The organism is Streptomyces paradoxus, assembly GCF_014202475.1.
In the GTDB taxonomy this organism is placed as follows: Bacteria; Actinomycetota; Actinomycetes; order Streptomycetales; family Streptomycetaceae; genus Streptomyces; species Streptomyces paradoxus.
In genome coordinates this window covers 86,071-112,455 of the sequence record NZ_JACHGV010000004.1, presented here as the reverse complement: position 1 = coordinate 112,455, position 26,385 = coordinate 86,071, and the positions used below count along the sequence as shown (strand labels likewise).

The window sequence follows — 26,385 nt, the reverse complement described above, 5'->3', positions numbered from 1 at the left end:
TGCGGCGCGTCAGCGCTCGACCTCACCCTTGATGAACTTCTCGACGTTCTCGCGGGCCTCGTCGTCGAAGTACTGCACGGGCGGGGACTTCATGAAGTAGCTCGACGCCGACAGGATCGGACCGCCGATGCCGCGGTCCTTGGCGATCTTCGCGGCGCGCAGGGCGTCGATGATGACGCCGGCGGAGTTCGGGGAGTCCCAGACCTCGAGCTTGTACTCCAGGTTCAGCGGGACGTCACCGAAGGCGCGGCCCTCGAGGCGGACGTAGGCCCACTTGCGGTCGTCCAGCCAGGCGACGTAGTCGGACGGGCCGATGTGGACATTGCCCTCGCCCAGCTCGCGGTCGCGGATCTGGGAGGTGACGGCCTGCGTCTTGGAGATCTTCTTCGACTCGAGGCGGTCGCGCTCGAGCATGTTCTTGAAGTCCATGTTGCCGCCGACGTTCAGCTGCATCGTGCGGTCCAGGACGACGCCCCGGTCCTCGAACAGCTTCGCCATCACGCGGTGCGTGATGGTGGCGCCCACCTGGGACTTGATGTCGTCACCGACGATCGGGACGCCCGCCTCGGTGAACTTGTCCGCCCACTCCTTGGTGCCGGCGATGAAGACCGGAAGGGCGTTGACGAAGGCGACCTTGGCGTCGATGGCGCACTGGGCGTAGAACTTCGCCGCGTCCTCGGAGCCGACGGGCAGGTAGCAGACGAGGACGTCGACCTGCTGGTCCTTGAGGGCCTGGACGACGTCGACCGGCTCCTCGGCGGACTCCTCGATGGTCTCGCGGTAGTACTTGCCGAGGCCGTCGAGGGTGTGGCCGCGCTGGACCGTCACACCGGTGCTGGGTACGTCGCAGATCTTGATGGTGTTGTTCTCGGAGGCGCCGATGGCGTCCGCCAGGTCGAGGCCGACCTTCTTGGCGTCCACGTCGAACGCGGCGACGAACTCGACGTCGCTGACGTGGTAGTCGCCGAACTGGACGTGCATCAGGCCCGGCACCTTGGACGCCGGGTCGGCGTCCTTGTAGTACTCGACTCCCTGTACCAGCGATGCGGCGCAGTTGCCCACACCGACGATGGCTACGCGAACCGAACCCATTCCGGTTGCTCCCTGTGTGTACGAGTGAGGCCCTGAGTGGGCTCTCACGTGGCGGTGTCGTCGGGCGAATCCGGACGGGGGTCGCCCCCCGGCCGGGGCAGGTCGCCCGACGCTCCATATGTGGTGTCGCGCGAAGCGGGCTCCCCGCTGGCCGGACCCTTGAGGTCCCGCCCCGCCCGCTCGCTCTCGATGAGCTCGTTCAGCCAGCGCACCTCGCGCTCCACGGACTCCATCCCGTGGCGCTGGAGCTCGAGCGTGTAGTCGTCGAGGCGCTCCCGGGTACGGGCCAGGGAAGCGCTCATCTTCTCGAGCCGCTCCTCCAGCCGGCTGCGGCGGCCTTCCAGTACGCGCATGCGGACATCGCGTGAGGTTTGGCCGAAGAAGGCGAAACGGGCTGCGAAGGTTTCGTCCTCGTACGCGTCGGGCCCGGTCTGTGAGAGCAGCTGCTCGAAGTGCTCCTTGCCCTCCGCTGTCAACCGGTAGACGATCTTGGCGCGGCGCCCCGCGAGGGGGGCGGCGAGGGCGTCCTCGGTGGTGTTCCCCGTTTCCTCGATCAGCCAGCCGTTGGCGACCAGCGTCTTGAGGCAGGGGTAGAGCGTCCCGTAGCTGAAGGCACGGAAGACGCCCAGTGATGTGTTGAGCCGTTTGCGCAGCTCATAGCCGTGCATCGGAGATTCGCGGAGCAGGCCGAGTACGGCGAACTCGAGGATCCCGGAACGCCGGCTCATCGTCGCCTCCTCTCGCCGCGGTGCGCATGTATCAGTCCGATGTGTCGGGCCGATGTGTCGAGCTGATGTATCGACTCGATACATCACGACGATAGAACGGCCTTCCGGATGCGACAAGAGGGGGGCGGGTGAACGGGGTCACATCACCGATTCATCGGATGCGAGTTGCCTGATTTGAGGTGAACTTCAGGGCTCGGCAGGTTTTGGCGGTGCGTAGTCTGTGCGCCATGCACATCACCGGGAACCGAGTGACGCCCGAGAGCGTCGTCGTCTTCGGTGTAGTACGGGTGCATGCGGGACCGATGAATGCGGAGCCGACCGCATCCGTACTTCGGGGGGACCGGAAACTAGCCGCCGTTTCCAGGCGCGCAGGGGTGCGCCTGCCCGAGGAGTAGTCGTTCGATGAGCGAGCACCGTCGCAAACCGCCGCAGCCGCAGGGAGGCGGACGTGCCGCGGCCCGACGCGGCCAGTCCGGCTCGTCCTCCGGCCGCCGCGCGGCACCGCGAGGCGCCACCGGGTCTCCGTCCGAGTCCTATGGGTCGGACTCCTACGGCTCTGGGGGTGAGGAGCGTCAGTACGGCGGCCGTGCCGAGGCCCGGCGTGCGGCGCAGAGAAGTACGGGTGGCGGCCGCCGGAGAGCGGCCGAACCGCCCCGGGGTGGCCGGCGTGCCGCTCCTGGTGGCCCGGCCGGGCCCGGCCGGGGCCGAGGACGCGTGGCCGCGGTCCCCGACAAGAATCGGCTGATCGACTATCCGCGCGCCGGCAAGTACGGCTGGCAGCGCTGGATGCCGTCCTGGAAGCTCGTCTCCGGCCTGTGCATCGGCTTCTTCGGCAGCCTGGTGGCCGTGGCGGGCATCGGCTACGCCATGGTGGGCGTCCCCAATGAGGAGAACGCTGCGGCACTGTCGCAGAACAACGTCTACTACTGGGCCGACGGCAGCCAGATGGTCGCGGCGGGCAGCGGTCAGAACCGGCAGAACGTCACGATCGACCGGATCCCCAAAGCCATGCAGTGGGCGGTGATCTCGGCCGAGAACAAGAGCTTCTACCAGGACTCCGGTGTCGACCCCATGGGTATCGCCCGGGCCGTGGCGAACATGGCGCGGGGCGGTGACACGCAAGGTGGTTCGACGATCACCCAGCAGTTCGTCAAGAACACCTACCTGAGCCAGGAGCAGTCACTCAGTCGCAAGTTCAAGGAGATGTTCATCTCGATCAAGGTGGGCACCAAGCTCACCAAGGGCGAGATCCTCCAGGGCTACCTCAACACCTCGTACTACGGCCGCGGCGCCTACGGCATCCAGGCCGCCGCGCAGACCTACTACGGCAAGGAGGCGTACCAGCTCACGCCCAGTGAGTGCGCCTTCCTCGCCGCCCTGCTCAAGGGCCCGACGTACTACGACCCCGCGGGTAACGACGGCATCGACACGACGGCGACCGCCAAGGCCAACCGCAAGCGTTCTGAGGCGCGTTGGAGCTGGATCCTCGAGCAGATGCACAACGACAAGAGGATCACGGACAAGCAATACCAGGACGCGATCAAGAAGTACCCCATGCCCGATCCCCGCAAGGCGTCCAAGGGCATGACCGGCCAGATCGGGTACCTGGCGGACACGGCCAAGAAGTACGTCCTGAACCACTCCAACATCTCCGAGAAGCAGTTCGACCAGGGCGGCTACCAGATCCGGACGACGTTCAAGAAGGCCAACGTCGAGGCACTGGCGAAGGCCGTCAAGAAGGTCGAGAAGGAGAAGCTCGACCCGAAGAACCGCGAGCTGGACAAGCACGTCCAGTTCGGTGCGGCGTCGGTGAAGCCCAAGGACGGCGCGATCGTCGCGCTCTACGGCGGTGCGGGTTACGAGAACGGCCACTTCAACAACAACGCGGACACCTCGGGTGTCCCCGTCGGGTCGACGTGGAAGCCGTTCGTGCTCGCCGCCGCGATGGAGCACGGCACCTACCGCAGCGACGGTCCCCTCTCGCCGCTGAGCAAGTACAACGGCAACGACCACCTCAAGGTCAAGAACAACGACGGCACCTACGTGCTGAAGAAGGACAACACCCCGTTCTTCCAGGAGAACGAGAGCGACCGCCCCTGGGGCTACATCTCCCTGTACAAGGCGATGGAACAGTCGGTCAACACCCCGTTCGTGCAGCTCGGCATGGATGTGGGGATGAGGAACGTGCGGGACGTGGCCGAGAAGTCCGGCATCCTGGACGGCAGCTTCGCCACGCTCAACCCGTCGTTCGCGCTCGGTACCTCGACTCCCAGTGCGATCCGTATGGCCGACGCCTACGCGACATTCGCCGCCGCGGGCAAGCAGGCCGCCCCGTACTCGGTGACCAGCGTCAAGTTCAACGGTCAGGAAGTCGAAGGCTTCGACAAGCCGAGGGTCACGCAGGCGATGCCGGAGAACGTGGCCAACAACGTCACGAACGTTCTGGAGAACGTCATCGAGAACGGTACGGGCAAGAAGGCGCTCGCCCTGGGCCGTACGGCGGCCGGCAAGACCGGTACCACCGACGAGAACAAGTCGGCCTGGTTCGTCGGCTACACCCAGCAGCTGTCGACCTCGGTCGCGATGTTCCGTGAGGACCCCAAGAGCGCCAAGCTGCTCTCCATGAACGGCACCGCCGGTGAGAAGTCCATCCACGGTGGTGACGTCCCCACGCTGGTGTGGACCGAGTACATGAAGGCCGCGCTGAAGGGCAAGCCCGACCTCGGCTTCCCGGAGGCCGAGAAGATCGGTGAGATCCAGGACGCGGTGGGTGCTCCGTCGCCGACCCCGACGCCCAGTGTGGAGCCCAGCGAGACCGTGACCGAGTCGCCGAGCCCCACGCCCACGGAGAGCTCGACTCCGTCGCCGTCGCCGAGCGACACCTGCGGGTTCTTCGGCTGTGAGGAAGACGGTGGCGCGCAGAACGGCGGCACCGGCAACGGAGGCACAGACGGAGGAGCGTCCACCGAGCCCACGCCAACCGATACGAACCTGGATGGCGGCAACAGCAGAGGCAACGGCAACGGAGGCATCTTCGGAGGTCCCGAGGGATAGCCGCCGCTGACAGATCGCCCGGCTTGGGTGTTTCACGTGAAACGCGAGGGTGTTTCACGTGGAACAAGGGCCGCCGTCCCCTTTGGGTGCGGCGGCCCTCGGCGTGTTCCCAGACTCGTACGGCAGGATGTGCGGCATGCCCAGTGCAGAATCGACGCCAGCGAGCGTCCATGAGCCGGACCTGGTGCGGCCGACCAAGGAGGACGAGGTCGCCGCGGCCGGCAGCGAGCTGATCGGCGGACCGCTCGGGCGGCGTGCCCTGCTCGGGGCGTCCTGGTGGACTCCCGTGCGGGTGATCGCGCTGGTGGCGATCGGCATGTTCGCTCTCGGACTGGTCCAGAAGGCGCCCTGCTACAACGGCGCCTGGTTCTTCGGCGCCAGCTCCCAGTACACGCATGCCTGCTACTCGGACATCCCGCACCTCTACCAGGGGCGCGGCTTCGCCGACGGGCTCGTGCCGTACTTCGACAGACTCCCCGGCGACATGCAGTACCTGGAGTACCCGGTGCTCACCGGTGTCTTCATGGAGGTCGCCTCCTGGCTCACGCCCGGCAGCGGCACCATCCAGTACCAGGAGCAGTGGTACTGGATGGTCAACGCTGGAATGCTCATGGTGTGTGCTGCGGTCATCGCCGTCTGCGTGACCCGTACCCACGCCCGGCGTCCCTGGGACGGCCTGCTTGTCGCCCTGGCGCCCGCCGCCGCGCTGACGGCCACCATCAACTGGGACCTGCTCGCGGTCGCTCTGACGGCCGCCGCGATGCTGATGTGGTCACGTGGCCGCTCCCTCGCCTTCGGCGTACTGCTGGGGCTCGCCACGGCCGCCAAGCTCTACCCGTTCCTGCTCCTCGGGCCGCTGATGGTGCTGTGCTGGCGCACGGGCAGGTGGCGCGCGTTCGGGACGGCTCTGGGCGGCGCGGCCGCCGCCTGGGTCGTCGTGAACGGGCCGGTGATGCTCTTCGCGTTCGAGGGCTGGTCGAAGTTCTACACGTTCAGCCAGGAACGGGGCGTCGACTTCGGCTCCTTCTGGCTGATCATGGCCCAGAACTCGGACGACCCGCTCAGCACCGACACGGTCAACACACTGGCCACGCTGCTGATGCTGGCGTGCTGCGCGGCTGTCGCGGCGCTCGCACTGACCGCCCCGCGCCGCCCGCGGTTCGCCCAGCTCGCGTTCCTGATCGTCGCGGCGTTCATCCTCACCAACAAGGTCTACTCGCCGCAGTACGTCCTGTGGCTGGTACCCCTGGCCGCCCTCGCCCGGCCGAAGTGGCGGGACTACCTGATCTGGCAGGCCTGCGAGGTGGCGTACTTCCTGGGGATCTGGCTGTACCTCGCGTACACGACCAGCGGAGACGCTCACAAAGGGCTGCCCACCGACGGGTACCACTGGGCCATCGCCCTGCATCTGCTGGGGACGCTGTACCTGTGCGTGATGGTCGTGCGGGACATCTTCCTGCCGGAGCGGGATCCGGTGCGGCGGGCCGGTGACGATGATCCCTCGGGCGGAGTGCTCGACGGCGCCGAGGACGTCTTCGTTCTCGGTCCGGCCGCTCGCCCCCGACGGCAGATGACCGCCCAGTTCGAGGGCCCATCGGTCGAGTGGGGAAAGCCGGGCGCCACGGGCGGTTCGCTCTGAGCGAACGGCGCCAGATGCCGTAGCCGGACACACAGAAGGCCGTACACGAATCGTGTACGGCCTTCTTGTCGCGCTGTGCGGGTGGGTGCTGTGACGGTCAGCGGTCCATGATCCGGTCGAACTGCGTGGTGGTGTGCCGCAGATGGGCCACCAACTCGTCGCCGACCTTCGGCTCGGGTGCGTCCGCCGGCACGAACAGGATCGAGACCTGCATGTGCGGCGGCTCCGCGAACCAGCGCTGCTTGCCGCCCCAGACGAAGGGAGAAAGGTTCCGGTTCACCGTCGCGAGGCCGGCACGGGCGACGCCCTTGGCGCGCGGCATGACGCCGTGCAGCGCCTTGGGAGCCTCCAGCCCCACCCCGTGCGACGTACCGCCCGCCACGACGACCAGGAAGCCGTCCGAGGCCGCCTTTTGCTGCCGGTAGCCGAAGCGGTCGCCCTTGGCGACGCGGGTGACGTCCAGGACCGCGCCACGGTACTCCGTGGCGTCGTGGTCCCCCAGCCACAGCCGCGTGCCGATGCGGGCCCGGAAACGGGTCTGCGGGAACTGCTGCTGAAGCCGGGCGAGTTCCTCGGCCTTGAGGTGGCTGACGAACATCGTGTGCAGGGGGAGCCGGGCGGCACGCAGCCGGTCCATCCAGCCGATGACCTCCTCGACGGCGTCCGAGCCGTCGGTGCGGTCCAGCGGCAGGTGAATGGCGAAGCCCTCCAGGCGGACGTTCTCGATGGCGGCGTGCAACTGGGCCAGGTCCTGCTCGCTGATGCCGTGCCGCTTCATCGAGGACATCACCTCGATCACCACACGGGCACCGACCAGGCCGTACACGCCGTCTATCGAGGAGACGGAGCGGATGACCCGGTCCGGCAGCGGCACCGGCTCCTCACCCCGCCGGTACGGCGTCAGCACCAGCAGGTCCCCGCCGAACCAGTCCTTGATCCGGGCGGCCTCGTACGTCGTGCCGACGGCGAGGACGTCCGAGCCCAGCCGTGTGGCCTCCTCCGCCAGCCGCTCGTGCCCGAAGCCGTAGCCGTTGCCCTTGCAGACCGGCACGAGGCCCGGGAACTGCTCCTGCACGTGCTTGTGGTGCGCACGCCAGCGCGCGGTGTCGACGTAGAGCGTGAGCGCCATGACCGGACCTGGGACCTTTCTCGCGGTGCCGTGTAGCGGCGGTTTGCCGTGTATCAGGGGTATAGAAGCACTGAACGGGACATCAGCGGCGCGACATGTAGATGTCGAGCGCCTTGTGCAGCAGCTTGTTCAGAGGGAAGTCCCACTCGCCGAGGTATTCGGCCGCCTGGCCGCCGGTACCCACCTTGAACTGGATCAGGCCGAAGAGGTGGTCGGTCTCGTCCAGCGAGTCGGAAATGCCGCGCAGGTCGTAGACGGTGGCGCCGAGCGCGTAGGCGTCGCGCAGCATCCGCCACTGCATCGCGTTCGAGGGCCGGACCTCGCGGCCGATGTTGTCGGAGGCGCCGTAGGAGTACCACACGTGCCCGCCGACGATCAGCATCGTGGCGGCCGACAGGTTCACGCCGTTGTGCCGGGCGAAGTACAGCCGCATGCGGTTGGGGTCCTCGGTGTTGAGGGCCGTCCACATGCGCTGGAAGTACGACAGCGGGCGTGGCCGGAAGTGGTCGCGCACGGCCGTGATCTCGTACAGTCGCTGCCATTCCTCGAGGTCCTGGTAGCCGCCCTGGACGACCTCGACGCCGGCCTTCTCGGCCTTCTTGATGTTGCGGCGCCACAGCTGGTTGAAGTTCTTGTGGACCTCTTCCAGGGAGCGGTTCGCCAGCGGCACCTGGTACACGTAGCGTGGCTGGACGTCGCCGAAGCCGGCGCCGCCGTCCTCGCCCTGCTGCCAGCCCATGCGGCGCAGCTTGTCGGCCACCTCGAAGGCGCGCGGCTCGATGTGGTCGGCCTCGATGTCGCGCAGGCGCTTGACGTCCGGGTTCTGGATGCCCTGCTTGATGGAGGGGGCTTCCCAGCGCCGGATGATCACCGGCGGGCCCATCTTCACGGAGAAGGCGCCCTGCTGCTTCAGGTGCGCCAGCATCGGCTCGAGCCACTCCTGCAGATTCGGCGCGAACCAGTTGATGACCGGGCCCTCGGGCAGGTAGGCGAGGTAGCGCTTGATCTTGGGAAGCTGCCGGTAGAGAACCAGACCGGCACCGACCATCTCGCCGGTGCGGTCGTCGAACCAGCCGAGGTTCTCGGAGCGCCACTCCGCCTTGACGTCAGCCCAGGCCGGGACCTGCATGTGGCTCGCCGACGGCAGGCTCTGGATGTAGGCCAGATGCTGCTCGCGACTGATGGTCCTCAGGGTCAGGCTCATTTAGGGGCGCTCCTCGGGCTGGTGTGTCCCCATGGGTACAGGGGCTCCGGCTCTCGCGCGAAGCCTACTGCGCCTTGGAAGCGCGCCGGTTGGGCGTACGGGACCTTCGCCCCGGCCAGAGGCCGGCCGGGGCGTGATCCGGTGTTCAGCTGAGGGGGTGTCCTGGCGTCAGCCGATCAGGCCGCCGTGCGCCATGCCCAGGAAGAACCCGACTCCCGATGCACCCAGGCCCAGGATCAGGCCGAAGCGCTCCCGGGTCGTCTCCGAGATCCACTGGCCGTAGGCACCCGTGAGGATGCCCACCAGGCCGGCCCAGGAGCTGAGCAGGTGCAGGTCTTCGTCGATGATCGCCGTGAGGAACGACAAGAGGCCCAGCACCAGGGTCACCGCGAGCAGGGTGTCCTGGAGGGGATGGGGTTTGCCGTCCGTGGCGAAGAGACCGCCGGCGGTGTTGGGTCGCAATGCCTGTGCCATAGGGCACCTCCTGCGAAAGGCGGCGCATCGTAGCGCCATACACACCCGATGTGTACAGATTGGCTGCCCCGGCGCCCGGATTTCAACCGCAAGCCGCTGTGAGGGTACTCTGTACCGTCCGCACCGGTGTCTGCCCATGTCACGGCAGGGGCTTCTCGCCAGAACCCCCGATTGTCAGTGGTGGCCGATACCGTTGCCTACGCATCACAACCCTCCTGCCACGGAACGACCGTGGCCGCTGAGTCCAAAGGAGGTGGGTTCCACATGCGTCACTACGAGGTGATGGTCATCCTCGACCCCGAGGTCGAGGAGCGCGCTGTCTCTCCGTTGATCGAGAACTTCCTCTCTGTCGTCCGTGACGGCGGCGGAAAGGTCGAGAAGGTCGACACCTGGGGCCGTCGTCGTCTCGCGTACGAGATCAAGAAGAAGCCCGAGGGCATCTACTCGGTCATCGACCTGCAGGCCGAGCCTGCGGTCGTCAAGGAGCTCGACCGCCAGATGAACCTGAACGAGTCGGTCCTCCGGACCAAGGTCCTCCGCCCCGAGACCCACTGAGCTTCCCAGCTCAGCTGATCCCGGGATTCGAGTAGCAAGCAGCCAGAGCAAACCCGCCGAGAGGTTCCCCCATGGCAGGCGAGACCGTCATCACGGTCGTCGGCAATCTTGTCGACGACCCCGAGCTGCGCTTCACCCCCTCCGGTGCGGCGGTCGCGAAGTTCCGTGTCGCGTCCACCCCCCGCACCTTCGACCGCCAGACGAACGAGTGGAAGGACGGCGAAAGCCTCTTCCTGACCTGCTCGGTCTGGCGTCAGGCGGCGGAGAACGTCGCTGAGTCGCTCCAGCGAGGCATGCGCGTCATCGTGCAGGGCCGGCTGAAGCAGCGGTCTTACGAGGACCGTGAGGGTGTCAAGCGCACGGTCTACGAGCTGGACGTCGAGGAAGTCGGCGCCAGCCTGCGCAACGCCACGGCCAAGGTCACCAAGACCACCGGCCGCGGTGGCCAGGGCGGCTACGGCGGCGGTGGCGGCGGCAGCCAGGGTGGCGGCGGCTGGGGCGGCGGCCCCGGCGGTGGCCAGCAGGGCGGCGGCGCTCCCGCCGACGACCCGTGGGCGACCGGCGCTCCCGCCGGTGGCAACCAGGGCGGTGGCGGCGGCTGGGGTGGAAACTCCGGCGGCGGTGGCGGCGGCTACTCGGACGAGCCCCCCTTCTAAGGGCGGGTTCGCACTCACACTTCTTGATCACACAGGAGAAACACCATGGCTAAGCCGCCTGTGCGCAAGCCGAAGAAGAAGGTCTGCGCATTCTGCAAGGACAAGGTCACGTACGTGGACTACAAGGACACGAACATGCTGCGGAAGTTCATTTCCGACCGCGGCAAGATCCGTGCCCGCCGCGTGACCGGCAACTGCACGCAGCACCAGCGTGACGTCGCCACGGCCGTGAAGAACAGCCGTGAGATGGCGCTGCTGCCCTACACCTCCACCGCGCGATAAGGGAAGGGTGACCGACTCATGAAGATCATCCTCACCCACGAGGTCTCCGGCCTCGGTGCCGCGGGCGACGTCGTCGACGTCAAGGACGGTTACGCTCGCAACTACCTGATCCCGCGGAAGTTCGCTATCCGCTGGACCAAGGGTGGCGAGAAGGACGTCGAGCAGATCCGTCGTGCTCGCAAGATCCACGAGATTCAGACCATCGAGCAGGCCAACGCTGTGAAGGCCCAGCTCGAGGGCGTCAAGGTCCGTCTGGCCGTCCGCTCCGGCGACGCCGGTCGTCTCTTCGGTTCCGTCACCCCGGCCGACATCGCTTCCGCGATCAAGGCCTCCGGCGGTCCCGAGGTCGACAAGCGCCGCATCGAGCTCGGCTCGCCGATCAAGACGCTGGGCGCTCACGAGACGTCCGTGCGTCTGCACCCCGAGGTTGCCGCCAAGGTCAACATCGAGGTCGTCGCGGCCTGAGTGCCGCGTGTGCTGAAGCAGTAAGCGATGGGGCCGCACCCTGCGGGGTGCGGCCCCATTCGTGTTCGCCAAGCTCGTGTCTGCCAGAGAAACAGGTACGTCGTGTTTCACGTGAAACAGGCAGCGTTTCACGTGAAACGGTCAGCGGGTCGCGCCCGTCACCATCCAGCGGCCCGAGCGAGTGCGAAGCCACAGGGTCAGCATCCGAACGGTCATCATCAGCGTCATCGTGGCCCAGAGAGCGGTCAGCCCGCCGCCCAGCACCGGGACCAGCAGAGCGGCCGGCGTGAAGACGGCCAGGGTGATCAGCATCGCCCAGGCCAGGTAAGGGCCGTCGCCGGCACCCATCAGGACGCCGTCCAGGACGAAGACGATGCCGGAGATGGGCTGGGAGAGGGCGACGATGATCAGGGCGGGCAGCGCCACATCCTTGACTGCCGGGTCGCTGGTGAACAGGGGCAGGAACACCGGTCGGGCGACGACCACCAGGATTCCGAGGACGACTCCGACGGCGATACCCCACTCGACCATGCGGCGGCAGGCGTCCCGGGCGCCCTGGGCGTCACCGGCTCCGAGGTAGCGACCGATGATGGCCTGTCCCGCGATGGCGATGGCGTCGAGTGCGAACGCCAGAAGGCTCCACAGGGAGAGGATGATCTGGTGAGCGGCGATGTCGGCATCCCCGAGGCGGGCGGCGACCGCCGTGGCGATCATCAGGATCGCCCGCAGCGAGAGGGTGCGCACCAGCAGCGGCACACCGGCTTGCGCGGAGGCCCTGATCCCGGCGGCATCCGGGCGCAGCGAGGCACCATGCTTGCGTGCTCCTCGCAGAACCACCACGAGATAGACCGCGGCCATGCCGCACTGGGCGATCACGGTGCCCCACGCGGAACCGGCGATCCCCAGATCGGCGCCGTAGACAAGACCGGCGTTGAGGGCGCCGTTGGCGACGAAGCCGGCGATGGCGACGTAGAGCGGGGTCCTGGTGTCCTGTAGGCCGCGCAGGACACCGGTCGCCGCGAGGACCACGAGCATGGCCGGTATGCCGAGCACCGAGATGCGCAGATAGGTGATCGCGTAGGGGGCTGCCGCGTCCGAGGCGCCGAAGAGGTCCACGATGTGGGGTGCCGTCGGCAGCGCGACGGCGACGACGGCAGCGCCGAGAAGCAGTGCCAGCCAGATACCGTCCATGCCTTGCCGGATGGCGGCCGGGAGGTCGCCCGCTCCGACGCGACGGGCAACCGCGGCCGTCGTGGCGTAGGCGAGGAAGACGAAGACGCTCACGGCGGTCATCAGCAGGGCCGAGGCGACGCCGAGACCGGCGAGTTGGGCTGTGCCCAGGTGGCCCACGATGGCGGTGTCGGCCAAGAGGAAGAGGGGCTCGGCGACGAGGGCGCCGAAGGCCGGCACGGCCAGCGCGACGATCTCTCGGTCGTGCTGTCTCCTGCCGGTTCGGCTTCGCACGGGGGCCTGTGTCATGTGCACCAATCTAATCGTCCACAGGTAAGAGATGCAAAGCTTTTGTGACCCTTACTGTCCGTCCTGGGGTGCGCACTGCTGTGCCCTGTTCGAGGCGAACTTGGGCTGCTTGGGGAAGTTTTTCTTCTGCACAGCCGGTGGACGACAAAGATGCAGGTCGGAGGGATTTTCGTGGTGGGGGTCGCTGCTTGTTCACAGGGCTGTCCACCGGGTCGTGCACAGGTTTTGCGGAGTTCTCCACAGCATCTCGGCCGTCGTCCACATGGCCTGTGGATAACCAGATTGGCTGACGGTGCCGACAGGCCTACGGTGGTCCGGCGCCCGCTCCGTCCCGCCGGTTTTCAAAACGCCACAAAACCGGCGCGTGCCAACCGGAGTTGGGCCTCTTATTTGTCAGTGCCGTGCCGTAGAACAGAGGGGCACGGCTAGGTCTGCTTCGGCGGACGGGAGGAGGTGGCTCGGTGAGCATTTCCGAGCCCTTGGACGATCCGTGGGCCGACAGCGGTCCCAGTGATCGTCTGCCCGCCTCCCGCCGACGTGGTGACGGAGCCCGGGGCCGTGACGAACAGCACGAGCGTGGCAGGGACAACGGGGCGTGGGACGGATCGGCCCCGTCCTTCGAGCGGGTACCGCCGCAGGACATCGATGCCGAGCAGTCCGTCCTCGGCGGCATGCTCCTCTCCAAGGACGCCATCGCAGACGTCGTCGAGATCCTCAAGGGTCACGACTTCTACAAGCCGGCCCACGAGACGATCTACCAGGCCGTCCTCGACGTCTACGCCAAGGGCGAGCCGGCCGACCCCATCACGATCGCGGCCGAGCTCACCAAGCGCGGCGAGATCAACAAGGTCGGCGGGGCCTCGTATCTGCACACCCTCGTCCAGACGGTCCCCACGGCGGCCAACGCGGCGTACTACGCGGAGATCGTGCACGAGCGGGCCGTGCTGCGCCGCCTGGTCGAGGCCGGGACACGCATCACGCAGATGGGGTACGCGGCCGACGACGACGTCGACGAGATCGTCAACCGCGCCCAGGCAGAGGTCTACGCGGTCACCGAGCAGCGCACCAGCGAGGACTACCTGCCGCTCGGCGACATCATGGAGGGCGCGCTCGACGAGATCGAGGCGATCGGCTCGCGCAGTGGCGAAATGACGGGCGTTCCCACCGGGTTCACCGACCTCGACTCCCTCACCAACGGTCTGCACCCGGGGCAGATGATCGTCATCGCGGCTCGTCCCGCCATGGGCAAGTCGACGCTCGCCCTGGACTTCGCCCGGGCCGCGTCGATCAAGCACAACCTGCCGAGCGTCATCTTCTCCCTGGAAATGGGGCGCAACGAGATCGCCATGCGTCTGCTGTCCGCGGAGGCCCGCGTCGCCCTGCACCACATGCGGTCCGGCACCATGACGGACGATGACTGGACGCGCCTGGCGCGCCGGATGCCCGAGGTCTCGTCCGCACCGCTCTACATCGACGACTCCCCCAACCTGTCGATGATGGAGATTCGCGCGAAGTGCCGTCGGCTGAAACAGCGAAACGACATCAAGCTCGTGATCATCGACTATCTGCAGCTGATGCAGGCCGGAGGTTCCAAGCGCTCCGAGAGCCGGCAGCAGGAGGTCTCGGACATGTCCCGGAATCTCAAGCTCCTCGCCAAGGAGCTGGAGGTTCCCGTGATCGCGCTCTCCCAGCTCAACCGTGGTCCCGAACAGCGCACGGACAAGAAACCGATGGTGTCCGACCTGCGTGAGTCGGGCTCCATCGAGCAGGACGCCGACATGGTGATCCTTCTGCACCGCGAGGACGCGTACGAGAAGGAGTCGCCGCGCGCGGGCGAGGCGGACATCATCGTGGGCAAGCACCGCAACGGCCCGACGGCCACGATCACGGTCGCCTTCCAGGGGCACTACTCACGATTCGTGGACATGGCGCAGACCTGATCCACCCGTCAGGACTGACGGCGTGCCCAGTCCCGGTCACTCGGCGTGGGCTCCGCCCGCCGACGTGCCCGCAGGACTCCGTCGTCGGTCATGACTGCGGTGCAGGGGCACGCGTCGTCGACTACGGCGCTGCTGATGAGGCCCTCCTCGTCCTGCCACACCCCTTCGACGAGGCCATCAGCGGGAAGGTCCCTGAGGACGGCGGCGATGTCGGACGACAGGAGTGGCCAGACCGCGAGTCGGGCCCGGGGGAGCAGCCCGGCGCGGACCGGGTCGAGGGTATCGCTGGTGAGATGGTGCCATCGTGAGGCGCCTTCGAGGTATGTCCCTTCCAGGACCCCCGCCTGGCCGGCGACGACTGCCCGGTGCAGGTCGGCCCGGAAGTCGTCATCTGCCGGCCGCTGGGCGTACTGCTCGTTCTCCTCGGCTTCGAAGGCGTAGGAAGCGCACCGTCGAGGGGTACTACCTGTGCAGATATGCCGCCTCGACCTCGCCGTGGTCGCTGACGGTGTCATCAGGGCCGGTGTAGCGGCCCTGTTCGTCGCGGTGGGCGTGGTCGTACTTGGTGATGCGGTACACGTAGGTCAGCACGGCCTCATCTTCACAGGCGCCGGCCTCCAAATGTGCTCGACGAGGTGATGCCCGGCCGGGTGGACTGGGTCCATGACGACATCTCAGGGAGAACTGCTTCCCGGCACCCGCCGCGCTCTTCTGCACCGGATCGCCGTCGCGCAGGCCGAAGGGCGGGCTCCGTCGCTCGTGGCGGCCGTCGTGCGGGACGGCACAACGGTGTGGACGGGTGCGCGGACTTCGGTGGAAGGGCACGCGCCGGACGAGAACGTGCAGTACCGGATCGGCTCGATCACCAAGACCTTCACGGCCGTCCTCGTACTGCGGCTCCGCGACGAGGGTGCACTGGATCTCGGGGATCCGCTCGAGAAGCATCTGCCGGGCACCGGCGTGGGGGAGGCCACCGTCGCCGAACTCCTGGCGCACACAGGCGGGCTGGCAGCCGAGACTCCGGGACCGTGGTGGGAGCGGAGCCCCGGGGCCCTGCGGCCCGAACTCGCCGACGTGCTGGGTGAGCGGCCCCTGCTGGCCCCGCCCGGTCGCCGATTCCACTACTCGAACCCGGGATACGCACTGCTCGGCGCACTCATCGAGAAGCTCCGTGGGGCCCCCTGGGAGGAGGTCCTTCGGCGTGAAGTGCTCGAACCCCTGGGCCTGCATCGTACGAGTGTGCTTCCTCAGGCGCCCCATGCGGGTGGCTGGGCCGTGCATCCGTGGGCCGATGTGATGCTTCCCGAGCCCATCGAGGATCTGGGGCGCATGGCGCCGGCCGGTCAGCTCTGGTCGACGACTGGCGACTTGGCGCGGTTCGCGGTGTTCTTGGTTCAGGGCGACGAGCGGGTGCTGAGCGCCGAGTCGCTCCGGGAGATGAGGACACCGGCCGCCGCCCACGAGTCTGCGGATGTGGCGAGCGGTTACGCCTACTGTCTGGGCATGGAGATCCGGCGGCGGAACGGCCGGTCCCTCGTCGGCCACACCGGCTCGCTGCCCGGGTTCCTCGCCTGCCTCATGATCAGCGTGGATGACGACGTGGCGGCGATCGCCATGGCCAACTCCACGTCCGGGCCGCTGCTGTTCGCGGTCGCCGCCGACCTGGTCAGCATCGTCGCCGAGGCGGAGCCGCGCATCCCGGCACCGTGGAAGCCCTTGGCTGATCTCGACCAGTCGCTCCTGGAGCTGACGGGCCAGTGGTACTGGGGGACGCACGCCTTCGCCCTGCGGGTGACGGCGGACGGACTCATCGCACTGGGGCCGCTCTCCGGTGCCGGGCGCCGCTCTCGGTTCCGCCCGAACGGCGACGGCACATGGACGGGGCTGGAAGGGTACTACGCCGGCGAGCTCCTGAAGGCCGTACGGCGGCCGGACGGATCCGTGAGCCATCTGGACCTCGGCTCGTTCGTGTTCACGCGTCAGCCGTACGACGAGGGGGCTCCTGTGCCGGGTGGAGTCGCTCCGGAGGGATGGCGTGGCATCGGTTAGGCGGTGACATGCGTGGGCGCCGTGTTTCACGTGAAACACGGCGCCCACGCATGCCGGTTACAGCTGGAGCTTGAAGCCGGTGTGGGAGGCCGTGAACCCGAGCCGCTCGTAGAAGCGGTGGGCGTTGGTGCGCGTCCTGTCGGAGGTCAGCTGGACCAACTGGCACCCTTCCTCCCGAGATGCGTCGATCGCCCACTCGATGAGCTGTGTTCCCAGGCCGCTGCCGCGCTCGTCCGCATGGATACGCACCCCTTCGATGATCGACCTGGTGGCACCCCGCCGGGAGAGCCCGGGAATGATCGTGAGCTGGAGCGTGCCCACGACCCGGCCCTGCCGTACCGCCACGACCAGACGCTGGTTCGGGTCGGCGCTGAGCCGCTCCAGTGCGGCCAGGTAAGGGGCGAGATCGTCCGGCGACTCGCGCTGTGCGCCCAACGGGTCGTCAGCGAGCATGGCGACGATCGCCGGGACGTCGTCGGCGATGGCGGCACGTATCTCAAGATCTCCCATGGCTGCACCCTACGCAGAGCCGGCCGGTGCAGATGCCGCGCGGCGCACGTCCTGTGCGGGTGTGCCCTAGGCGGGCACCGGAGCCTTCAGCGTCTCCACGACCCGGACCAGCGGAGCCAGTTCGGGGTTCTTCGCCGCTTCGTCGAGGGCTTCGCGCAGGGCGGCGTCGTTGGTCGGCCGCGCGGCTTCCAGCAGCTCGAGGCCCGTTTCGGTGACGTTCGTGTAGATGCCCCGGCGATCCGTGGGGCACAGGTAGCGCTCCAGGAGCCCGCGGTCTTCCAGGCGGGTGACCAGACGTGTGGTGGCGCTCTGGCTGAGGACGACCGCGTCGGCGACCTGCTTCATCTGCAGATGGCCGCCGTCCCCGTCGTGCTGTCGGCTGAGCACGTCCAGCAGGGAGTACTCGCGCGCGCTGAGGTCGTGCCCCGCCTGTAGGGCGCGCTCGATGTGGGCCTCGATCCTCCCGTGGAGCAGGGAGAGGGCGCACCAGCTCTGGGCGAGAGCGGTGAGCGCGGGGTCCGTCGCTGTCATTGGCGTTTCCTCCGTCCCGGAGCGGCTGCCACCCCAGGATAGAGCAGATGCGCAATTGACGGCGGTTGCATATAGCCCGCGTCTGCAACTATTGTGGACGCACGCAAAGCGCTCCTGCAATCGTCTGGGAAGGTAACCCCTCCATGCCTCTCGCGCTTCTGGCCCTCGCGATCGGGGCCTTCGGGATCGGAACGACGGAATTCGTGATCATGGGCTTGCTGCCCGAGGTCGCGGGCGACTACGGGGTCTCCATCCCCACCGCCGGATACCTGGTGACCGGCTACGCGCTCGGCGTCATGTTCGGCGCCCCGCTGATGACCGTGCTCGGCACCAAGATCTCCCGCAAGCGGATGCTGATGCTGCTCATGGGCCTGTTCATCGTCGGCAACCTGCTCTCGGCACTCGCCCCGGCCTTCTCCGTCATGCTGATCGGCCGGATCGTCGCTTCACTGGCCCACGGTGCCTTCTTCGGCATCGGCTCGGTCGTCGCGGCCGACCTCGTCGCCCCGGACAAGAAGGCCGGAGCCATCGCGATGATGTTCACCGGCCTGACCGTCGCCAACGTGGTCGGTGTCCCGCTGGGCACGCTCGTCGGGCAGTCCGTCGGCTGGCGGGTGACCTTCGCCATCGTCGCCGCACTCGGCGTCGTCGGCCTGGGCGGCATCGCCCGGCTCGTTCCCGACATGCCCAAGGCAGAAGGCGTGCGCCTGCGCCACGAACTGGCCGCCTTCAAGAACGTGCAGGTGCTGCTCGCGATGGCCATGACCGTCCTCGGCTTCGGCGGTGTCTTCGCGGCCATCACCTACATCGCGCCGATGATGACCCACGTCGCAGGCTTCGCCGACGGCTCGGTCACCTGGCTGCTGGTCCTCTTCGGCGTCGGCATGGTCGGCGGCAACCTCGTCGGCGGCAAGTTCGCCGACCGCGCCCTGATGCCCATGCTGTACGTCTCCCTGGGCGCCCTGGCCGTCGTCCTGGCGCTGTTCACCTTCACCGCCCACCACAAGCTGCTGTCGGCGATCACCATCGCGCTGATCGGTGCCCTGGGCTTCGCCACCGTGCCGCCGCTCCAGAAGCGGGTCCTCGACCAGGCGCACGGCGCTCCGACCCTGGCCTCCGCCGTGAACATCGGTGCCTTCAACCTCGGCAACGCGTTGTCCGCCTGGCTCGGCGGCCTCGTCATCGCGGCGGGCCTCGGCTACACCGCCCCCAACTGGGTCGGTGCCGCTCTGGCAGCCGGAGCCCTGGCCCTGGCCCTTCTCTCGGCAGCCCTGGAGCGCCGTACCGGTGAGCCCAGCATCGTCGTCACGGGCGGCACACCGGCCGAGCAGCGGGCCGCCGTCCACCACTGACCAGCCGCACCACCCCGACCGACCTCATGACCCGGCACCACCAGCACGTCCAGGAGAACTCCCTCATGAACACCGCCACCACTGTCGCCCCGCTGGCCACCCAGGACGCCGACGCGCTCGTCGCCGCGGCCCAGGGTGCCGCCGCGGCCGCAGGTGTCCACGTCAGCGTCACCGTCCTGGACGCGGGCGGTCATCTGCTCGCCTTCCGGCGGGACGACCGCGCCGTGCTGATCTCCGGCGAGACCAGCACCCGCAAGGCCTACACGGCTCTCCAGCTGAACGCGCCCACCGCCGACCTGGTCGACGCGGTGCAGCCCGGAGGCCTCTTCCACACGCTGCCGACCGCGCTCGACCGGCCGCTTCTGTTCATCGCCGGCGGTGTTCCAGTGCACCGCGACGGCCGTCTGATCGGTGCGATCGGCGTCGGCGGCGGTGCCCCGGAGCAGGACCACGGCTTCGCCACGGCCGCCCTGGAGACCCTCGCCTGACCAGGCCTCTCCAACATGACGTGCGGCTCCCCGGTCTTCCGGGGAGCCGCATCGTCGTGTCGAGGCTCTTCAGCCCGCCGCGACCGTGACCGGCGCGAACCGCCGGCTCCAGTCTCCGGGCAACTCGGTGATCCCGTTCGACATCACCGAGTTGAAGGCGATGGATTCCAGGCCACGTTCCTTCACCCACGTGAGGAGTTCTTCGTGCCGCACATCGATGTCGGTGCGCAGCGGACGGTCGGTGTGAGCGGCAAGCGAGGTGATGAGCGCCTGCGCCACCGAGGTGTCGCGTGCGATGAGCGGGCCCACGACGTGGGTGTCCATGTTGGGCCAGGCGCCCGCGTACCCGATGATCCGCCCGCTCTCCTCGGCCACACGCAACTGGTCGGCGAAAGCGGGGAGGCGGGTGACGATGTGGGTGCGATCGGCCCCGAACACCTGCTCGTCGAGACGGAGGATCGCGGTGAGGTCCTCGGCGGTGGCTGCGCGAGTGGCGATCCTCGGCTCCGGCCCGCCGGGAGTGAAGTGCCCACAGACCATCTCGGCCCGCCCGGTGACTTTGAAGCCGAGTTCTTCGTAGAGGGGGCGGCCGTACGGCGTGGCATGAAGGGTGAGAGGGGTGGTGCCCATCGCCGAGATGACATGGCGCATCAGCCGGCGTCCCACGCCCTGACGAGCATGCCGTCCGGCGACCAGAACCATGCCGATCGCGGCGAGGGCGGGGTCATGCGGTCCGTACTCGGTGACGACGCAGGCGCTGACCAGACCGCCGTCGGGGTCGTCGATGCCGTAGCCCTTCCCGGCTGTGAGGAGGAAGCCCCACTTGTGCTCCTCCCGTGGCCACCCCCGGTCCTCGGACAAGTCGGCGCAAGCGGTGAGATCGCGGAGCGTCAGACGGCGAATGGGCAGGGAGGTAAGAGAAGGAGTCGGCACGCAGGTCAGGCTGTCCGACGCGGGCCCCTGACGTCCACCTCTTTCAGCGGAGACATACGAGCTTTTGGCCAGTTGTCGCCACCCGTACACGGCGCGGGCCGGTGCTGGATGTTTCACGTGAAACGCGTAAGAACACTGCGTGTTCGATCCAGGAGGGGAACGGGGTTGTACCGCACCGTAGTTGACCGACGTGATGGTTCGCGGGGTGCCCGCATTCGTGGCGAGGGAAGGGGGGACTTGTGTGCACGGCGGTGGCCGGTAGGGTCGACTCCGGTTCGCATCCGGGACGGCACGACCCGCCCCGCGTGGGCTCAGTGCAGGGCAATGCAGCCTAACGGGACGGAGAGATCGAAGACCCGCGTTTCCGGTTATGTGTCGGAAGCGTCCAGGCGGGTGAGAAGCTCGATGAGAGTTACTGCGGCCAATGTCACACTCTCGCCTTACTTGTCCGTACGGAAGCGGAATACGGGTTGAATGTGGCCGCATTGGCCACGACAAGGATGGGAACGCAGACCGTCCACGGGGGAAAGCAGGCACCTTCCGACTGGGAAGTGCGCAGACCGACCGAAAGATGCTCGAGGCGAGGCACACCATGGACGCTCCGACCACCACGTCGGCCGACAACGGCACTTCTGGCGGCGGGGGCGGCTGGTTCACACCCCGCAAGGACCCGACGACGCCGCCGGACAGCGACGCCAGAACGCCCGACAGGACGGCGGAAGGACGTCGACCGGCCGCGATACGCCCGGTGGGCAGGCCCGGAACCATCCCGGAAGCGCCGCCAGAGGGCACATCCGCGCCGCCCGACTCGACGCCCGGCAGGGTGAGCACCGGTGGGCCGGAGCAAGGGCGTGAGGCCCCGGGGCCGATACCCCCGCCCGCCCCTCAAGCCGCGCAGCACGCCCCTTCCCCCACGGTCTCGAGCCTCGCCACCGCAGCGTCGCCGGGTCCCGCACCGACCGCGCTGACCCCCGCGCCTTTCGCCTCCACCCTGGCTCCGCCCTCGACTGCCGCTGCCGAGCAGCAGGTCCCCGCCCAGCGGCAGGAGCCGGTGTCGCCCCCGGAAGGGGCCGCCACCGCCCCGGCCGAAGCCGGTTCCCCGGACGCCCTCCTCATCCGCCGCGCCATGGCCGAGGTGGGGCCGGTCGCCGACAAGGTCACGTCGTACTTCTACGCTCTGCTCTTCGTCCGCCACCCCGACCTGCGGTCGCTGTTCCCGGCCGCGATGGACACCCAGCGGGACCGGCTGCTCAGAGCGCTGCTCACGGCCGCCGAGCACATCGACAACAAGGAAGTCCTCGTCGACTACCTGCAAAATCTCGGCCGGGGGCACCGGAAGTACGGGACGCGGGCCGAGCACTACCCGGCCGTCGGCGAGTGCCTCATCGGTGCGCTGAGCAAATACGCCGCCGGTGTCTGGAACGCGGAGATGGAGGCGGCCTGGGTCAGGGCCTACACCACGATCTCCCAGGTCATGATCGACGCGGCGGCCGCGGACGAACTGCGCGCCCCGGCCTGGTGGTACGCCGAGATCGTCACGCACGACCTGAGAACCCCGGACGTCGCGGTCGTCACCATCCGGCCCGACCAGCCGTACCCCTTCCTCGCCGGGCAGTACACGAGTGTGGAGACGCCCTGGTGGCCGCGGATATGGCGGCACTACTCCTTCGCTTCGGCACCCCGGTCCGATGGTCTGCTGTCGTTCCACGTGAAGGCCGTTCCGGCGGGCTGGGTCTCCAATGCCCTGGTGCACCGCGCCCGCCCCGGCGACATCATCCGGCTCGGCCCGCCCGCCGGTTCCATGACCGTCGACCACACCACCGACAGCGGTCTGCTCTGCCTGGGCGGCGGCACGGGCATAGCGCCCATCAAGGCCCTGGTCGAGGATGTCGCCGAGCACGGGGACCGCCGGCCGGTCGAGGTCTTCTACGGCGCCCGAACGGACCACGACCTGTACGACATCGACACCATGCTCCGCCTGCAGCAGAGCCACCCCTGGCTCTCGGTCCGGGCCATCATCGACCAGCAGGCGAACCAGCAGTTGCCGGACGCGATACGCGCCTATGGGCCGTGGAACGAGTTCGACGCCTACCTCTCGGGGCCGCCCGGGATGATCCGCAGCAGTGTGGACGCCCTGAGGGACATCGGCATCCCGTCGGACCGCATTCGGCACGACTCCGTGGAGGAACTGGTCGCGGCCGGAAGCTGACCGGGCGTCTCAGCCCAGGTCGGGCGCGTGCATGGCGAGTACGCCCTCGATGTTGCCGTCCAGGTAGTGGCGCAGCGACAGCGGCACGAGATGGACGGAGGCGATCCCGACCCGGGTGAAGGGCACGCGCACGATCTCGTACTCGCCGACCGGCTCGTCCACCTCGGGGCCGTGACGCAGGGAGGGGTCCATGGACTCCAGACGGCAGACGAAGAAGTGCTGCACCTTCACACCGGTAGCGCCGCCGTCCTCTCCGATGTGCTCCATGGTGTCCACGAAGCAGGGCACCACATCGGTGATCTTCGCGCCGAGTTCCTCGTACACCTCGCGGTGCAGGGCGTCGATCACGGTCGAGTCGCTGGGCTCGACCCCGCCGCCGGGGGTGAGCCAGTAGGGATCCACGCCCGGCTTGGTGCGCTTGATCAAGATCAGGTCGGCACCGTCCAGCAGAACGGCGCGGGCGGTGCGCTTGACCACGGGTCGGACGGTCATGAGTGAAATGTGGCCCGGCTGGTTCCACGTGAAACATCGCGAATCGTCACCGGCCGAGCTCCCAGAGTGAGGCACGGTCCCGAGCGCCCCTGAGGCCGCGCCGAAGCGCCCCCGGCACCCGCGCCAGTCACCCCCGGCGCCCCGCCGAAGCGTCCTCGAAACCGACGTCACGGCAGCCCCGCGCCTGCCCAGGAGGGCCTCAGCACCAGTCGGCCGAAGCCCGCTGCAACCACTCGTGGGCCCGAGCGATGTGGGGCATCGCCAGCGTCCCGGTACGGACCACCAGGAAGTACGTCCGCAGCGGTGGCACCGTCGGCTCGTGCAGGGCGACGACATCGCCCCGCTCCAGCGCCGGCGCACACAGATAGCGGGGCAGCACCGCCAGGCCGGCGCCGGCGGCCGCGCAGGCCAGGACCGCGCGCAGGTCGGGGACGATCACGGTGCCCGGGGCAGCCGGGTGCGAGTCGAAAACGGAGGCCCAGTAGCGGGAGACGAAGGGCAGCGACTCGTGCACCTCCACCACGGGCACCTTCTCAAGGGCCGGTTCCGGCTTGCGATCAGGCCGCTCGGTGCCCAACTGCTCGGCCCAGCGCGGGGCGGCGACCAGGACGTGCTCCTCGTCGCAGAGCGCAGTCGCCGTGAGCAGGGCGCCGCGCGGCTGGGCCGTGCTGATGGCCAGATCATGATGCCCGGCGGAAAGCCCTTCCAGGGTTTCCTCGGCCGTTCCGAAGGAAGCGCGCAAGGCGAAGCCCTGGCCGTCCTCACCGGTCAGTTCCGTGAGGGCGGGCAGGGCTCGTTCGGCGGTGAACTCCGGAGGGCCTGCGAGGTGCAGCGTCCGTAAGGAGGAGTCGTCGTCCAGGCCGGTCTCGGTGATCTCCACCAGGGCGTCGAGATGGGGCGCGGCCTTGTGGGCGAGTTCGTCGCCGATGCTCGTCGGGGTCACGCCGCGGGCCTGCCGCAGGAACAGGGGGCGGCCCAGTTGCCGTTCCAGCGTCCGTATCTGCGAGGTGACGGCGGGCTGGGAGAGACCGAGCAGAGCGGCGGCGCGGGTGAAGGAGCCGGCCCGGTGCACGGTCACGAAGGTCCGCAGCAAGGCCAGATCCACCGCGCACACTCCCCTCTTCGGCCCTTGCTACCCGCCCATGGCCGTGCCCAACTATAAATAAGTCGATAGGTCTCTGTCGCTACCGTGATTGGACACTGACAGAGAGTCAACTAGCCTTGGTCGCGCGGTTCTTGCGCGCGGAACCGGGGGACGGTCCGAGCCACGAGGGGGGAGGCTCGGACCGTCCGTGGGGGTGGTCAGACGGCCGACGCGTCGAGCGCGCGCAGCACGTCCGCGACCAGGTCCTCCGGGTCCTCGGCACCGGCCGACAGCCGGATGAAGCCCTCGGGCACCGCGTCCCCGCCCCAGCGTCCCCGCCGTTCGGCCGTGGACCGCACCCCGCCGAAGCTCGTCGCGTCGTCCACGAGCCGCAGCGCGTCGAGGAACCGGTCGGCACGCGCGCGCGTGGGCAGCGTGAACGACACCACGCACCCGAAGCGCCGCATCTGCCGCGCGGCGATCTCGTGCGAGGGGTCGCCGGGGAGCCCCGGGTAGCGCAGCCCCGTCACCTCGGGCCGCTCGCGCAGCGCCTCGGCGACCGCCAGGGCCGTCGCGCTCTGCCGGTCGACCCGCATCTGGAGCGTCGCGATCGAGCGGTGCGCCAGCCAGGCCTCCATGGGCCCCGGGATCGCACCGACGATCTTGCGCCAGCGCCGCACGGCCGCCATGGCCTCGGGGTCCCGGCCGACGACATAGCCCAGGAGGACGTCACCGTGGCCGGTGAGCTGCTTCGTGCCGCTGGCCACCGCGAAATCGGCCCCGAGCTCCAGCGGACGCTGGCCGAGCGGCGTGGCGAGGGTGTTGTCGACGGCCACCAGGGCACCACGCGCGTGTGCCGCCTCAGCGAGCCGCCTCACGTCGCACACGTCGAGGCCGGGGTTCGAGGGTGTCTCGATCCACAGCAACCTGGCGCCGTCGAGGACGTCGAGCTGGGCGTCGCCGCCCGTCGGCGCGGTGCGCACCTCGATGCCGTACGCCTCCAGCTGGGCGCGGACCAGCGGCAGCGCCTGGTAGCCGTCGTCGGGCAGGACGCACACGTCGCCGGTGCGCAGCTGGGAGAAGAGCACCGCCGAGATCGCGGCCATGCCCGAGGCGAAGACGAGCGTCTCGGCATCGGCCCGGCCGGGTGCCTCCAGCTCGCCGACGGCGCGCTCCAGCAGCGTCCAGGTCGGGTTCTCGTCGCGGCCGTAGGTGTAGGGGCCGGTCGGGTCGCCCGGCAGGTGGAAGTGGGCGGCGAACACCGGGCCGGGCAGGGTGGGCTCGTACTTGACCGGCTCGGGCAGCCCGGCCCGCACCGCGCGCGTGCCGTCACCGGCGCCCGCGCTTGTCCGTCCCGCGGCATCCGTCACCTCGTCGACGGCGCCGGCCGCCTTGTCCACGGCGTTCGCCACCTCGTCCACGGCATCTGCCGTCCGGCCCGCAGCCCTGGTCACCCGGCCCGCCACGTCCTTCGTCTTCTCCGCCTCGGCCGCCGCCCGGGCCGGCTCGCCCGTCGCCCCGCCCGCGCCATCCGTCGCGGAATCGCTCATGCCGCCCGTCCTTCCAGGTCCTTGCGTACGGCGGCGAGCAGACCGGTGCTCGCTGCCTCCACCATCTCAAGGCACTCCTCGAAGCCGTCCATGCCCCCGTAGTAGGGGTCCGGTACGTCGAGGTGGTCGCCGGCGGCAGGATCGAACGAGCGGAGCAGCCGTACCTTCTGGGCGTCCTGCTCGGTCGGCGCGAGGCGGCGCAACGCCCCGAGGTGGCCGGAGTCGAGGGCGATCACCAGGTCGAGGCGGGAGAACCAGGACGGCTGGAACTGCCGGGCCGTGTGGCCGCCGGCGTAGCCGTTGTCCTCCAGGACGGCCACCGTGCGCGGGTCGGCGCCGTCGCCCTCGTGCCAGCCGCCCGTGCCGGCGCTGTCGACCTCCACCTGCCCGTCCAGACCGGCCTCCGCCACGCGTGCGCGGAAGACGATCTCGGCCATCGGGGACCGGCAGATGTTGCCCGTGCAGACGAAGCAGACGCGGTACGTCATGT

At 68.7% G+C, this 26,385-nt stretch carries 25 protein-coding genes; 11 read left to right on the top strand and 14 right to left on the bottom strand.

What is annotated here, in order from left to right:
- Positions 1-9: 9 nt before the first annotated feature.
- Together HNR57_RS14980 and HNR57_RS14975 are read right to left on the bottom strand one after the other, a co-directional pair.
- Positions 10-1,092, bottom strand: a complete 1,083-nt coding sequence (locus HNR57_RS14980; protein ID WP_184560508.1) for an inositol-3-phosphate synthase — start codon at positions 1,090-1,092, stop codon at positions 10-12.
- Positions 1,093-1,136: 44 nt separating this feature from the next.
- Complete coding sequence (locus HNR57_RS14975) at positions 1,137-1,820, bottom strand: PadR family transcriptional regulator (RefSeq protein WP_184560507.1); 684 nt, start codon at positions 1,818-1,820, stop codon at positions 1,137-1,139.
- A gap of 786 nt (positions 1,821-2,606) precedes the next feature.
- Between HNR57_RS14975 and HNR57_RS14970 the strand changes: the two genes are divergently transcribed.
- Both HNR57_RS14970 and HNR57_RS14965 read left to right on the top strand, forming a co-directional pair.
- Positions 2,607-4,874 carry a transglycosylase domain-containing protein gene (locus tag HNR57_RS14970; RefSeq protein WP_184560926.1) on the top strand — a complete coding sequence of 756 codons (2,268 nt, stop codon included), beginning with the start codon at positions 2,607-2,609 and terminating at the stop codon, positions 4,872-4,874.
- Positions 4,875-5,001: 127 nt separating this feature from the next.
- Positions 5,002-6,513: a glycosyltransferase family 87 protein gene (locus tag HNR57_RS14965; protein ID WP_184560925.1), complete on the top strand. Its 1,512-nt coding sequence runs from the start codon at positions 5,002-5,004 to the stop codon at positions 6,511-6,513.
- 97 nt (positions 6,514-6,610) lie between these two features.
- Here the strand turns inward: HNR57_RS14965 and HNR57_RS14960 are convergent, their stop codons facing one another.
- The 3 genes from HNR57_RS14960 to HNR57_RS14950 all read right to left on the bottom strand — a co-directional run bounded on the left by HNR57_RS14960 (position 6,611) and on the right by HNR57_RS14950 (position 9,320).
- Entirely contained in the window at positions 6,611-7,642 is a 1,032-nt protein-coding gene (locus HNR57_RS14960) for an alanine racemase (protein WP_030847092.1), read from the bottom strand.
- A gap of 82 nt (positions 7,643-7,724) precedes the next feature.
- Complete coding sequence (gene femX, locus HNR57_RS14955; protein ID WP_031137685.1) at positions 7,725-8,846, bottom strand: peptidoglycan bridge formation glycyltransferase FemX; 1,122 nt, start codon at positions 8,844-8,846, stop codon at positions 7,725-7,727.
- A 168-nt stretch (positions 8,847-9,014) separates the two neighbouring features.
- A complete protein-coding gene (locus HNR57_RS14950) occupies positions 9,015-9,320 on the bottom strand; it encodes a hypothetical protein (RefSeq protein ID WP_107456497.1) in 306 nt (101 codons plus the stop codon).
- 264 nt (positions 9,321-9,584) lie between these two features.
- On the opposite strand from HNR57_RS14950, the gene rpsF reads away from it, so the two are divergent.
- The 4 genes from rpsF to rplI all read left to right on the top strand — a co-directional run bounded on the left by rpsF (position 9,585) and on the right by rplI (position 11,278).
- Positions 9,585-9,875 carry a 30S ribosomal protein S6 gene (gene rpsF / locus HNR57_RS14945; protein WP_030847098.1) on the top strand — a complete coding sequence of 97 codons (291 nt, stop codon included), beginning with the start codon at positions 9,585-9,587 and terminating at the stop codon, positions 9,873-9,875.
- Positions 9,876-9,946: 71 nt separating this feature from the next.
- Positions 9,947-10,531, top strand: a complete 585-nt coding sequence (locus HNR57_RS14940; RefSeq protein ID WP_184560506.1) for a single-stranded DNA-binding protein — start codon at positions 9,947-9,949, stop codon at positions 10,529-10,531.
- Between the two features lie 45 nt (positions 10,532-10,576).
- The gene (gene rpsR, locus HNR57_RS14935) at positions 10,577-10,813 is read left to right on the top strand and encodes a 30S ribosomal protein S18 (protein WP_003949403.1); all 237 of its coding nucleotides are present in this window, start codon (positions 10,577-10,579) and stop codon (positions 10,811-10,813) included.
- A gap of 18 nt (positions 10,814-10,831) precedes the next feature.
- Positions 10,832-11,278 carry a 50S ribosomal protein L9 gene (gene rplI / locus HNR57_RS14930; protein ID WP_033309881.1) on the top strand — a complete coding sequence of 149 codons (447 nt, stop codon included), beginning with the start codon at positions 10,832-10,834 and terminating at the stop codon, positions 11,276-11,278.
- Positions 11,279-11,419: 141 nt separating this feature from the next.
- Here the strand turns inward: rplI and HNR57_RS14925 are convergent, their stop codons facing one another.
- Positions 11,420-12,757, bottom strand: a complete 1,338-nt coding sequence (locus tag HNR57_RS14925; protein WP_184560505.1) for an MATE family efflux transporter — start codon at positions 12,755-12,757, stop codon at positions 11,420-11,422.
- A gap of 461 nt (positions 12,758-13,218) precedes the next feature.
- Here HNR57_RS14925 and dnaB point away from each other — a divergent pair, with 461 nt between their 5' ends.
- Complete coding sequence (gene dnaB / locus HNR57_RS14920; protein ID WP_184560504.1) at positions 13,219-14,697, top strand: replicative DNA helicase; 1,479 nt, start codon at positions 13,219-13,221, stop codon at positions 14,695-14,697.
- A gap of 462 nt (positions 14,698-15,159) precedes the next feature.
- Here dnaB and HNR57_RS40275 read toward each other — a convergent pair whose 3' ends face one another.
- Positions 15,160-15,288: a hypothetical protein gene (locus HNR57_RS40275; RefSeq protein ID WP_281403889.1), complete on the bottom strand. Its 129-nt coding sequence runs from the start codon at positions 15,286-15,288 to the stop codon at positions 15,160-15,162.
- A 72-nt stretch (positions 15,289-15,360) separates the two neighbouring features.
- Between HNR57_RS40275 and HNR57_RS14915 the strand changes: the two genes are divergently transcribed.
- On the top strand, positions 15,361-16,746 hold the full coding sequence (locus HNR57_RS14915) for a serine hydrolase domain-containing protein (RefSeq protein WP_184560503.1): 1,386 nt from the start codon (positions 15,361-15,363) through the stop codon (positions 16,744-16,746).
- Between the two features lie 57 nt (positions 16,747-16,803).
- Here HNR57_RS14915 and HNR57_RS14910 read toward each other — a convergent pair whose 3' ends face one another.
- Positions 16,804-17,256: a GNAT family N-acetyltransferase gene (locus tag HNR57_RS14910; protein WP_184560502.1), complete on the bottom strand. Its 453-nt coding sequence runs from the start codon at positions 17,254-17,256 to the stop codon at positions 16,804-16,806.
- 66 nt (positions 17,257-17,322) lie between these two features.
- A complete protein-coding gene (locus tag HNR57_RS14905) occupies positions 17,323-17,787 on the bottom strand; it encodes a MarR family winged helix-turn-helix transcriptional regulator (RefSeq protein WP_184560501.1) in 465 nt (154 codons plus the stop codon).
- 143 nt (positions 17,788-17,930) lie between these two features.
- Between HNR57_RS14905 and HNR57_RS14900 the strand changes: the two genes are divergently transcribed.
- Entirely contained in the window at positions 17,931-19,139 is a 1,209-nt protein-coding gene (locus HNR57_RS14900; RefSeq protein WP_184560500.1) for an MFS transporter, read from the top strand.
- A 65-nt stretch (positions 19,140-19,204) separates the two neighbouring features.
- Positions 19,205-19,627: a GlcG/HbpS family heme-binding protein gene (locus HNR57_RS14895; protein WP_184560499.1), complete on the top strand. Its 423-nt coding sequence runs from the start codon at positions 19,205-19,207 to the stop codon at positions 19,625-19,627.
- A 69-nt stretch (positions 19,628-19,696) separates the two neighbouring features.
- Here the strand turns inward: HNR57_RS14895 and HNR57_RS14890 are convergent, their stop codons facing one another.
- Positions 19,697-20,560 (bottom strand): GNAT family N-acetyltransferase, encoded by an 864-nt coding sequence (locus HNR57_RS14890; protein ID WP_184560498.1) that lies wholly within the window; start codon positions 20,558-20,560, stop codon positions 19,697-19,699.
- A gap of 592 nt (positions 20,561-21,152) precedes the next feature.
- Here HNR57_RS14890 and HNR57_RS14885 point away from each other — a divergent pair.
- Positions 21,153-22,769 (top strand): globin domain-containing protein, encoded by a 1,617-nt coding sequence (locus HNR57_RS14885; RefSeq protein ID WP_184560497.1) that lies wholly within the window; start codon positions 21,153-21,155, stop codon positions 22,767-22,769.
- 9 nt (positions 22,770-22,778) lie between these two features.
- Here the strand turns inward: HNR57_RS14885 and HNR57_RS14880 are convergent, their stop codons facing one another.
- The 4 genes from HNR57_RS14880 to HNR57_RS14865 all read right to left on the bottom strand — a co-directional run bounded on the left by HNR57_RS14880 (position 22,779) and on the right by HNR57_RS14865 (position 26,383).
- Positions 22,779-23,261: an NUDIX domain-containing protein gene (locus HNR57_RS14880; protein WP_102913681.1), complete on the bottom strand. Its 483-nt coding sequence runs from the start codon at positions 23,259-23,261 to the stop codon at positions 22,779-22,781.
- 199 nt (positions 23,262-23,460) lie between these two features.
- Positions 23,461-24,366 (bottom strand): LysR family transcriptional regulator, encoded by a 906-nt coding sequence (locus tag HNR57_RS14875; RefSeq protein WP_184560496.1) that lies wholly within the window; start codon positions 24,364-24,366, stop codon positions 23,461-23,463.
- Positions 24,367-24,563: 197 nt separating this feature from the next.
- Entirely contained in the window at positions 24,564-25,895 is a 1,332-nt protein-coding gene (locus tag HNR57_RS14870; RefSeq protein ID WP_246554631.1) for a cystathionine gamma-lyase, read from the bottom strand.
- Positions 25,892-26,383 carry a low molecular weight protein-tyrosine-phosphatase gene (locus HNR57_RS14865; RefSeq protein WP_184560495.1) on the bottom strand — a complete coding sequence of 164 codons (492 nt, stop codon included), beginning with the start codon at positions 26,381-26,383 and terminating at the stop codon, positions 25,892-25,894. The genes HNR57_RS14870 and HNR57_RS14865 overlap by 4 nt, the downstream gene beginning before the upstream one ends.
- Between the last annotated feature and the right edge of the window lie 2 nt (positions 26,384-26,385).

What these genes read in the sequence shown, in the direction of transcription:
- HNR57_RS14980 (WP_184560508.1), bottom strand. Translation starts at nt 1,092, where the DNA reads ATGGGTTCGGTTCGCGTAGCCATCGTCGGTGTGGGCAACTGCGCCGCA.
- HNR57_RS14975 (WP_184560507.1), bottom strand. Translation starts at nt 1,820, where the DNA reads ATGAGCCGGCGTTCCGGGATCCTCGAGTTCGCCGTACTCGGCCTGCTC.
- HNR57_RS14970 (WP_184560926.1), top strand. Translation starts at nt 2,607, where the DNA reads ATGCCGTCCTGGAAGCTCGTCTCCGGCCTGTGCATCGGCTTCTTCGGC.
- HNR57_RS14965 (WP_184560925.1), top strand. Translation starts at nt 5,002, where the DNA reads ATGTGCGGCATGCCCAGTGCAGAATCGACGCCAGCGAGCGTCCATGAG.
- HNR57_RS14960 (WP_030847092.1), bottom strand. Translation starts at nt 7,642, where the DNA reads ATGGCGCTCACGCTCTACGTCGACACCGCGCGCTGGCGTGCGCACCAC.
- femX (WP_031137685.1), bottom strand. Translation starts at nt 8,846, where the DNA reads ATGAGCCTGACCCTGAGGACCATCAGTCGCGAGCAGCATCTGGCCTAC.
- HNR57_RS14950 (WP_107456497.1), bottom strand. Translation starts at nt 9,320, where the DNA reads ATGGCACAGGCATTGCGACCCAACACCGCCGGCGGTCTCTTCGCCACG.
- rpsF (WP_030847098.1), top strand. Translation starts at nt 9,585, where the DNA reads ATGCGTCACTACGAGGTGATGGTCATCCTCGACCCCGAGGTCGAGGAG.
- HNR57_RS14940 (WP_184560506.1), top strand. Translation starts at nt 9,947, where the DNA reads ATGGCAGGCGAGACCGTCATCACGGTCGTCGGCAATCTTGTCGACGAC.
- rpsR (WP_003949403.1), top strand. Translation starts at nt 10,577, where the DNA reads ATGGCTAAGCCGCCTGTGCGCAAGCCGAAGAAGAAGGTCTGCGCATTC.
- rplI (WP_033309881.1), top strand. Translation starts at nt 10,832, where the DNA reads ATGAAGATCATCCTCACCCACGAGGTCTCCGGCCTCGGTGCCGCGGGC.
- HNR57_RS14925 (WP_184560505.1), bottom strand. Translation starts at nt 12,757, where the DNA reads ATGACACAGGCCCCCGTGCGAAGCCGAACCGGCAGGAGACAGCACGAC.
- HNR57_RS14915 (WP_184560503.1), top strand. Translation starts at nt 15,361, where the DNA reads ATGACGACATCTCAGGGAGAACTGCTTCCCGGCACCCGCCGCGCTCTT.
- HNR57_RS14910 (WP_184560502.1), bottom strand. Translation starts at nt 17,256, where the DNA reads ATGGGAGATCTTGAGATACGTGCCGCCATCGCCGACGACGTCCCGGCG.
- HNR57_RS14905 (WP_184560501.1), bottom strand. Translation starts at nt 17,787, where the DNA reads ATGACAGCGACGGACCCCGCGCTCACCGCTCTCGCCCAGAGCTGGTGC.
- HNR57_RS14900 (WP_184560500.1), top strand. Translation starts at nt 17,931, where the DNA reads ATGCCTCTCGCGCTTCTGGCCCTCGCGATCGGGGCCTTCGGGATCGGA.
- HNR57_RS14895 (WP_184560499.1), top strand. Translation starts at nt 19,205, where the DNA reads ATGAACACCGCCACCACTGTCGCCCCGCTGGCCACCCAGGACGCCGAC.
- HNR57_RS14885 (WP_184560497.1), top strand. Translation starts at nt 21,153, where the DNA reads ATGGACGCTCCGACCACCACGTCGGCCGACAACGGCACTTCTGGCGGC.
- HNR57_RS14880 (WP_102913681.1), bottom strand. Translation starts at nt 23,261, where the DNA reads ATGACCGTCCGACCCGTGGTCAAGCGCACCGCCCGCGCCGTTCTGCTG.
- HNR57_RS14870 (WP_246554631.1), bottom strand. Translation starts at nt 25,895, where the DNA reads ATGAGCGATTCCGCGACGGATGGCGCGGGCGGGGCGACGGGCGAGCCG.
- HNR57_RS14865 (WP_184560495.1), bottom strand. Translation starts at nt 26,383, where the DNA reads ATGACGTACCGCGTCTGCTTCGTCTGCACGGGCAACATCTGCCGGTCC.